The organism is Rhizobium sp. SEMIA 4085 (assembly GCF_013004495.1).
Classification (GTDB): Bacteria; Pseudomonadota; Alphaproteobacteria; order Rhizobiales; family Rhizobiaceae; genus Rhizobium; species Rhizobium gallicum.
The window spans coordinates 1-7,889 of the sequence record NZ_JABEPH010000292.1 but is presented as its reverse complement, the minus strand read 5'-3'; the positions used below and the strand labels follow the sequence as shown (position 1 = coordinate 7,889).

10 protein-coding genes and 1 tRNA gene are annotated in these 7,889 nt (G+C 59.6%); 8 read left to right on the top strand and 3 right to left on the bottom strand.

What is annotated here, in order from left to right; translation table 11 throughout:
* The 6 genes from C9413_RS23760 to C9413_RS23735 all read left to right on the top strand — a co-directional run.
* Window positions 1-1,592 (top strand): iron ABC transporter permease (locus C9413_RS23760; RefSeq protein ID WP_170250978.1); only part of this gene is annotated, 1,592 nt, incomplete at its 5' end.
* Window positions 1,580-2,608 carry an ABC transporter ATP-binding protein gene (locus tag C9413_RS23755; RefSeq protein WP_039845269.1) on the top strand — a complete coding sequence of 343 codons (1,029 nt, stop codon included), beginning with the start codon at window positions 1,580-1,582 and terminating at the stop codon, window positions 2,606-2,608. The genes C9413_RS23760 and C9413_RS23755, both read left to right, overlap by 13 nt.
* A 72-nt stretch (window positions 2,609-2,680) precedes the next feature.
* Complete coding sequence (locus C9413_RS23750) at window positions 2,681-3,793, top strand: endonuclease/exonuclease/phosphatase family protein (protein ID WP_039845268.1); 1,113 nt, start codon at window positions 2,681-2,683, stop codon at window positions 3,791-3,793.
* Window positions 3,790-4,536 (top strand): hypothetical protein, encoded by a 747-nt coding sequence (locus C9413_RS23745; protein ID WP_039845267.1) that lies wholly within the window; start codon window positions 3,790-3,792, stop codon window positions 4,534-4,536. Before C9413_RS23750 ends, C9413_RS23745 begins: the two co-directional genes overlap by 4 nt.
* Window positions 4,537-4,600: 64 nt before the next feature.
* Complete coding sequence (locus tag C9413_RS23740; protein ID WP_039845266.1) at window positions 4,601-5,515, top strand: PhzF family phenazine biosynthesis protein; 915 nt, start codon at window positions 4,601-4,603, stop codon at window positions 5,513-5,515.
* 125 nt (window positions 5,516-5,640) lie between these two features.
* Window positions 5,641-5,716, top strand: a tRNA-Lys gene (locus C9413_RS23735).
* Between the two features lie 120 nt (window positions 5,717-5,836).
* Here the strand turns inward: C9413_RS23735 and C9413_RS23730 are convergent.
* Entirely contained in the window at window positions 5,837-6,196 is a 360-nt protein-coding gene (locus tag C9413_RS23730; RefSeq protein ID WP_039845265.1) for an SPW repeat protein, read from the bottom strand.
* Between the two features lie 226 nt (window positions 6,197-6,422).
* On the opposite strand from C9413_RS23730, the gene C9413_RS23725 reads away from it, so the two are divergent.
* Window positions 6,423-6,581, top strand: a complete 159-nt coding sequence (locus C9413_RS23725; protein WP_039845264.1) for a hypothetical protein — start codon at window positions 6,423-6,425, stop codon at window positions 6,579-6,581.
* Between the two features lie 61 nt (window positions 6,582-6,642).
* Here C9413_RS23725 and C9413_RS23720 read toward each other — a convergent pair whose 3' ends face one another.
* Window positions 6,643-7,047, bottom strand: coding sequence for a hypothetical protein (locus C9413_RS23720; protein WP_039845263.1), 405 nt, complete (start codon window positions 7,045-7,047; stop codon window positions 6,643-6,645).
* Between the two features lie 258 nt (window positions 7,048-7,305).
* On the opposite strand from C9413_RS23720, the gene C9413_RS23715 reads away from it, so the two are divergent.
* A complete protein-coding gene (locus tag C9413_RS23715) occupies window positions 7,306-7,494 on the top strand; it encodes a hypothetical protein (protein ID WP_039845262.1) in 189 nt (62 codons plus the stop codon).
* A 6-nt stretch (window positions 7,495-7,500) separates the two neighbouring features.
* Here C9413_RS23715 and C9413_RS23710 read toward each other — a convergent pair whose 3' ends face one another.
* The gene (locus tag C9413_RS23710; protein ID WP_039846821.1) at window positions 7,501-7,737 is read right to left on the bottom strand and encodes a hypothetical protein; all 237 of its coding nucleotides are present in this window, start codon (window positions 7,735-7,737) and stop codon (window positions 7,501-7,503) included.
* Window positions 7,738-7,889: the final 152 nt, after the last annotated feature.

Sequence of the window (7,889 nt, the reverse complement as noted above, 5' to 3'; positions counted from 1 at the left end):
CCGTTGCAGCCCCCGCCCGGGCGGCCCCTGGCTGTGTGCCGCCCGGCCTGCCCGCTCCCGCGCTCGGGCCGGCCCCCCCCTGCACGATCGTCACCGCCATCCTCGGCACGCTGATTTCACTCGTCATCGGCTGCGCCTTTGCATTTCTGCTGACCCTGACTGATATTCGCGGGAAGGGGCTGTTGAGCTTCCTCTTCGTGCTGCCGATGATGATCCCGCCGCAGGTGACGGCTCTCGCCTGGGTGCAGATGTCCGGCCCGTCGAGCCCGCTTCTCAAAGCGCTGCATATCGCGCCGTCGCTCGGCTCCCCGCAACCGCTTTATTCGGTCGGCGGTATTGCGCTGCTCTATGGCGTGCAGCACGCGCCGCTCGTCTACCTGGCTCTGAGGTCCGGGCTGATGGCGCTGCCGCGCGACGGGGTCGAGGCCGCGCGCCTTTCCGGCGCATCCAGCTTTCGCGTTTTTCGCAATATCATCCTGCCACTGTCGCTGCCCGGCGTCATCGCGGGTGCGGCGATCTCGTTTGTCTCCTGCACCGGCAATTTCGGCATCCCGGCGATCCTCGGCATTCCTGCCTCGATCTACACTTTACCAACGCTGATCTTCTCGAAATTCTCGGCCTTCACCAGCCGCACATTCGGCGAAGTCGCGCTGCTGTCGGCCATCATCGCGATTATCGCCGTCGCCGGGCTTGCGGTCCAGGATCGGGCCTTGCGCGGCCGAGACTATCGCGTGCTCGGCCTTTCGGGTGCGACTGCCACCTTCGATCTCGGGGGCTGGAAATATCTGTTCGCGCCGCTGATCTGGGTCATCTTGTTCTTCATGCTGGCAGCACCGTTCTTCGCGTTGCTCGCCGGCGCGCTGGTGCCGGCCTATGGCGTGCCACTGACCTTCAAGACCATCTCCTTCAACGCTTTTCATGAAGTCCTCTTTCGCCAGGCGGTGACGCGGACGGCCTTCGTCAATTCGCTTTCTCTTGCGGCCGGAACGGCCATGTGTCTCCTGCTGGTGACAGTACTGTCGGCCTATGCGTTGACGCGGCGCAGAGATGCGGTTTCGCGCGCTGTCTCAGGTCTGATTGAGATACCCTACTCGTTGCCAGGCATCGTCATTGCCGTTTGCTTCATCCTCGTCTTCGCCGCGCCGCTGCCGGTTCTCAACGTCACGTTCTACGGCACGATCTGGATCATCCTGATCGCTTACCTCTCCAGCTTCTTTGCTGTCAGCCTGAAGCCGGTCGTCAGCGCGTTCCATCAGCTCGATCCGGCGCTGGAGGAGGCAGCGAGGCTTTCCGGCGCAGGCTTCTTCCGCCGGCTGAGGGATATCATCGTGCCGCTGATTGCGCCTGCGGCTGGCGCTTCCGTCATCCTCGTCTTTCTAATTGCCTGCAACGAACTGACGATCTCGGCGCTGCTCTGGTCTGCGGGCACCCAGACGCTTGGCGTGGCAATCTACAATCTCGATGACAGCGGCAGTTCGGATCTGGCGTCTGCGCTTTCCGTGCTTATCGTCGTGATGGTCATCGTCATGATGCTGCTTCTGGAATTGCTGGCAAGGCGGCTGCCCAAGGGAGTGGTGCCATGGCGAAGCTGATCCTCAATCATGTCGGTAAGGATTTCGGCACTGGAAAACCAGCGGTGAGCGCGCTTTCACTCGATGTGCGCGAGGGTGGCTTCCTGGCGCTGCTCGGTCCCTCCGGCTGCGGCAAGACGACGGTGTTGCGAATGATTGCGGGTTTCGAGACGCCGACCGATGGCTCGATCCATCTCGGCGAGCGGCTGCTTGCCGACGCCTCGCAATCCCTGCCGCCCGAACGGCGCAACATGGCGATGGTCTTCCAGTCCTACGCGCTCTGGCCGCATATGAATGTGGCAGATAATGTCGGTTATCCGCTGAAGGTGCGCGGCATTGTGGGCGAAGCTTATCGCCGGAAGGTGCGAGACGCCCTTTCGACCGTGCGGCTTGCGGAATACGCCGAGCGGCGTCCGGCCGACCTCTCCGGCGGCCAGCGCCAGCGCGTGGCGCTGGCGCGCTGTCTGGTGACATCGCCAGATGTGGTTCTGCTCGACGAGCCGCTCGCCAATCTCGACCGGCACCTGAAGCAGGAGATGGAAGAGAGTTTCCGCGAGTTTCATATGCGCTCCGGCGCGACCATGATCTATGTGACGCATGATCAGAGTGAGGCCATGGCGCTTGCAACGGACGTCGCGGTGATGTCGGAGGGCCACCTGCTGCAGGTCGCGCCGCCTGCCGAGATTTATGCACGCCCGGAAGGCCGGATGGTCGGCGGATTGATCGGGCGGGGGGCGATCCTGACTATGCGGTCCCCTGGCGGTGATAAGCGAAATTTCGATTGGAATGCGCTGCAGGCCATGATTCTAGATCAACCGGACGACGGGTCGCAGATCGATGTGCTCGTGCGCCCGGAAGACGTCCTGCTCGGCGGCGGGGGCATTCCAGCCACGGTGCAATCGGTTCTCTATGAAGGCGAGCGCTATGCGCTGAGACTGGCCCTGGCGGATGGCCAGATGCTGCGCGCCTTCAGCCGCACGGCGGTGCAGGCGGGCGATGCGCTGAAGATTGCCATCCGTTCGGCATGGAGGCTGTGATTTCGGTCTCGCTGCCTTCCCGAATGCCTCTTTCGTCTTTACAGATGACATAACGCCAACCGGAAATGTTCGATGTCGCTTCGCATTGCCACATTCAACGTCGAAAACCTGATGACGCGTTTCGATTTTACCGGTTTTCGCAACCAACTGCGCCAGGACCGCGTCATCAAGCTTTTTGAGATTCAGAGCGAAGGCGTCTACCAGCAGCTCGAGCAAGCGCGGGTCGTCGCCTCGACCGACGATACCCGACAGATGACGGCGCTTGCGATCGCCGATGCCGATGCGGACATTCTCTGCCTGCAGGAAATCGATAGCATGGGGGCGCTGCAGGCCTTCGAGTACGGTTATCTTTTCCGGATGGTGGGAACCGGCTACCGGCAGAAGTATCTCGTCAAGGGCAATGACAGCCGCGGCATCGATGTCGCGGTCCTCGTACGGGAGGAAACGCACGACGGCCAGAAGATCGAATTGAAGGAGATCAAGAGCCACGCGATGCTCACCTATCGCGAGCTCGATCTGTTCAACGATCAATTGGCGCTCACCAATCGCATCGACGACAAGATCTTCAAGCGCGACTGCCTTGAACTCGATCTCTCGATCGGCGGCGTGCCGCTGACGCTTTATGTCGTGCATTTCAAGTCGATGGATGGGCCGCGCACCAACGGCGTCAACAGTCGGCAGGCAACGATGCCTGTCCGCCGGGCGGAGGCGCTGGCCGTGCGCCGGATTGTCGAGAGCCGTTTCGGCGCCGGACATACCGCCAGGAAGAATTTCGTGATTTGCGGCGACATGAACGACTACCAGGAGCGCGTCAACGTCATCGGCGTGCGTCGCAGCGGATACCGTTTCGAACACACGGACGAAACCGAAAGCGCGCTCGACGTGTTCAGTCATGACGGCTTTGCCGAGAATGTCGCGCGCCGCCGCGATCCGCTCGACCGCTGGACGCTCTATCACGCGCGGGGACCGGAAGAGCAATGGCTTTGCCAGCTCGACTATCTCTGGCTCTCGCCGGCGCTTGCGAAAGCGAACACCGGCCGGGTGCCGGAGATCATCCGCAACGGTCAGCCCTTCCGCACTATCTTTCCGCCCGGCCAGGGAGTCGAGCGCTATCCGCGCACCGGCTGGGATCGGCCGAAAGCCTCCGACCATTGCCCCGTCGTCATGACACTGGATTTGACATGAGTCTTGCATTTTCAGATGATCTTACCGGCTGGCCGCCGGAGAAGACTGTTTTTCCTGTCACCTCCATCGACCTTCGCGTGCTGGCGGGCGAGCATCCTTATCATCTGCAGAATGCTGCACTCGCGAGCGAGAACTGGAAGCGCGAGATATCGGCCAAACCGGAGCTTTTCGATGGTCGTATGGTGTTTCAGCATCAGCTTGCGTTGAACGATGGCGGCATTGCGGGCAGGGGTCACATCATTCCCTTCTCCACCTTCCTGTGGTGGCGTAAGCAGGCCGAACGCCGCGGCGGCATCCACCTTTTTGCCTTCGGCATCATGGTCTCGTCAGATGGCGCGATCATCGCCGTGCGCATGGGCGCGCATACGGCAAATGCCGGTCAGGTCTATTGCGCCGCTGGCTCGCTGGACCTCGACGATATCGCCGGCGGCCGTTGCGACGTCGATAGCAATATGCGCCGCGAAGTGCTCGAGGAGACAGGCATGGAACTTCGCAATGCAACGCCGGATACCACTTACTACGCCAGCCATTTCCGCCGCACGGTCACCGTGTTCCGGCTGTTCCGTTTCGGCCTGGCTGCGGACGAAATGATCGAGCGGATCGCGGCCCATATGCTTGTTGCCGAGGACAAGGAAATCGCCGGAGCAGTTGCGATCCGTTCTGCTGATCACTCCGCCTATCCCTATAACGTCGCCATGCTTCCGATCATCGATTGGTATTTCGCTAATACAAACGAGGGCTAATATCTTGCACTCGTTTCGCCGGTCGGGCAGGTTGCAGGTTCGATGACCGATTAAGGAGGCCGATGTGGCGCGCAGCTACAGCGTCTATGACGTGTTCACCGACCGCAAACTCGCCGGGAATCCGCTGGCCGTCATCTTCGACGGCGACGATCTCAGCGAGGAGGCGATGCAATCGATCGCCCGCGAGATTAATCTCTCCGAGACAGTCTTCGTACGCCCCTCGGCAAATCCAGCCTATACAGCCAAGCTCAGGATTTTCACGCCGGGCCGCGAACTGCCCTTCGCCGGCCACCCGACCGTGGGCACGGCGATTGCCCTTGCCGAAGAGGCGCACGGCCGCGACATGACGCTCGATCTCGTTTCGGTATTGGAGGAAAATGTCGGGCCGGTGCGGTGCGCGGTACGGCTGCGGCGGGGCGAGGTAAGCTTTGCCGAATTCGATCTTCCGCGGAAATCGCAGCAGATCAATATGCCGCTCGAAAAGCTCGGCATCGCCAATGCGCTGTCGCTCAAGGTGACGGAGATCGGTTTCGAAAATCACGTGCCCTCGATCTGGAGCGCTGGCGTTCCTTTCCTGCTCGTGCCGGTCCACGATGTCGGAGTAGCAAAACGACTGGAATTCGATCCGCAGCTCTTTGAAAAGACCGTGCCCTTCGTCGACGGTTCGCTGGCCTCGGCCTATATCTACTGCCGCGCCGGCGTCAACCATTCGGCGAAGTTCCACGCGCGCATGTTTGCAAGTGACATGGGGATATCCGAGGATCCCGCAACCGGCTCCGCAGTCGCGGCACTTTCGGGAGCGATCCACCATTTCGACCGGCTGCCGGACGGCCATCATCCGATCACGATTGAACAGGGGGTGGAGATGGGGCGGCCATCCTTCATCCACCTGCATGTCGATGTCGAGGCCGGCACCATCTCCAATGCCCGGATCGGCGGGCAGGCGGTGCGCCTTGCCACGGGTACGCTCGACCTTTGATTTCATTCCCATTTCAGCCATGCAGAAAAATCTTCGAAATTAATCAAAGAATTTTCCGCAGGGCGCTGGACAAGGCCTGCGATCCTGTTTATACGCCCCGTCACACCGCGCAGCCAAGCGCGAACGGGTGATTAGCTCAGTTGGTAGAGCAGCTGACTCTTAATCAGCGGGTCGTAGGTTCGAGCCCTACATCACCCACCATTTCCTATCATGCAGTAGAACCGTAAGACGAAAAACGTTTTTGAGGCGGCTGTTTTGCTGTACGCCGCCTCATTGCCTTAATGCATGCTATTCAGCCAGTCGGACTGCTGTTACCCGCGCCTAGGCGTGAGCGTGCGGATGATGAACATCCCAGACTGCCCATAGCGATATCGCAGCGACGAGCACTCCCATGATGACGGCGGTCCACATCGCTGCTGCGCTGGCCGCAAAGCCGAGCGCCCATGGCGAGGCAATCAACCATAGGCCGACTACCAGGTTTGCCCATTCCTCCCATTCGGCGAAAGCCGAAAGCGCCGTGATCGCCAGGGCGCCGAGAATGATGCCGACGATCCATGCGTTCCAGGTCGGCGCGGCTTCAGCCGCAAAGCCGACAATCCATGGCGAGATGAACAAGCATACCGCCAGGACCAGGTTGACCCAATCCTGTATCTTTCTTCCTTCCATCAGTGTGTTTGCCATAACAACCTCCCAGCATGATGCCTAGCTAAGCATCATTCCCGCGTGCACTGCACGCCTGTTAATATAAGTAATTTCTGATATGCATCATTCAAGTGGCTGCGCCGATGAAGCCTTCGCGTCGAATGGCGATCTTATTCATGATTTGGAGTTGTTCGACCCATGGCATTGATTTTGCCGTTTTGTGTAACATGTCCATGGCATTGCCAATTCCTATCAGGGGAAATCGATGCCGAAATCCATGCTCGCCTTCGCCTGCCTCGCGGCACTGCTGCTTTCGTCTTGCGGAAATACGGCCTGGGGCCTGAAGCGTGATGGCCAGGAAGCGAGCCGGGCTATGGACGACGCGTCGCATCGCGTGCTGTCAGCTGGTTCGAAAAAAAGGTAGATGTTGGGCTAAGCGGGAGGCAGCATGGGCTGCCCCTCGCTTTTGCGCTTTAGTCTTGATCCTACCGCAGCGGCGCTGCTGACGGCGTAATTGCCGGTTCCTTCGGCGAGAAGATGATGAAGGCGAAGAGCAGAGCGCCGGCAAAGATGATCAGCGACGAAACGGCGACGACCGGCTCCATGGCCGCATTCCCCCGTAGCATCATGTAGAGCGCCGGGACCAGTACCGTAAGGCCCGCCGTGTAGATGTAATACTGGACCATAGCGATGCGGCGTTCCGCTTTCTTCGGGTTCAGCGCATGATACCCCCCGAAAATCGCCATGCTGACCCAGCCCAAGAGATTACAGTGGGCATGGGCGCCGATGACGGTATGATCGTGGGAAATTGCCATGTTCAAACCGATGGCGATCCCGATAATGAAGAAGACAATTGCGGTCTTGAAGTAAAGTTCTGCTACGCGCGGCATATGTTCCCCCTATGTTCTGCACATGTAGAGAATAGCACTTCCTTGCGGGTGGGAAAATGCAGAAGGTGAAAGTAAATCCACATCTCTTGCGGGGAGAGACGCACTGCTCTCTTCGCGGCAGCAGCTCGTTGCCTGACCAAAGGCGACCCCTAATTTCGTCTTTTGTTCGCGAAGTATGGTTAATTTTTTAACTATCTCGGGGATATGACGGAACGGAAGCGTGCCGCCGACCGTTAAGGCGGCGGACTGGAGGAGCCCATGATCCTTAAAATCGTTACTGCCAAATCCGAAGTCGAAACCAACGACACCGGCACCTATCCCGACGGTATCTTCGAATCGAACCGCATCGATTTCAGCGCTCGCCGCAATGACCGCTATCCTTCGTCGCATGAGCGTGATTATGGTCCGAGCCGCAAGGTTGCGGTAATCCCGCTGGGCCTTGCCTGAGCCGGTTCAGGCGGTCTTTTCAGTCAGTGCCCGGAATGGAAACTTGCGGCTGCATTCGCAGCGGATGATGTAGGTTTCCTGGAAATTCGAGGATTTTTGCTCAAAGAAGCCTTTGGGCAGCTGATCGACACGAAACGCGGGATTCTTGCGCGAAGGGTGGTCGTCCTCCGAGGCCTCGGCGAAGCCGGTATTGCCGCATTGCGGGCAGGTCAGCTTTTTCGAAAAACGGTCTCGTGCGGCCATCGGCTTCCTTTTCATTTTCATCGCGTCATACAGCTGAAAGGCTGCACATGAAAGCCAGAATGCTTTCATGCAGCGGCACGGGCCCATTTAAGGTGCCGGCGCTTCGACCTGGGGCGGGGGTCGTGTAGAGCCGGTCGTTGCCTGATCAGGAC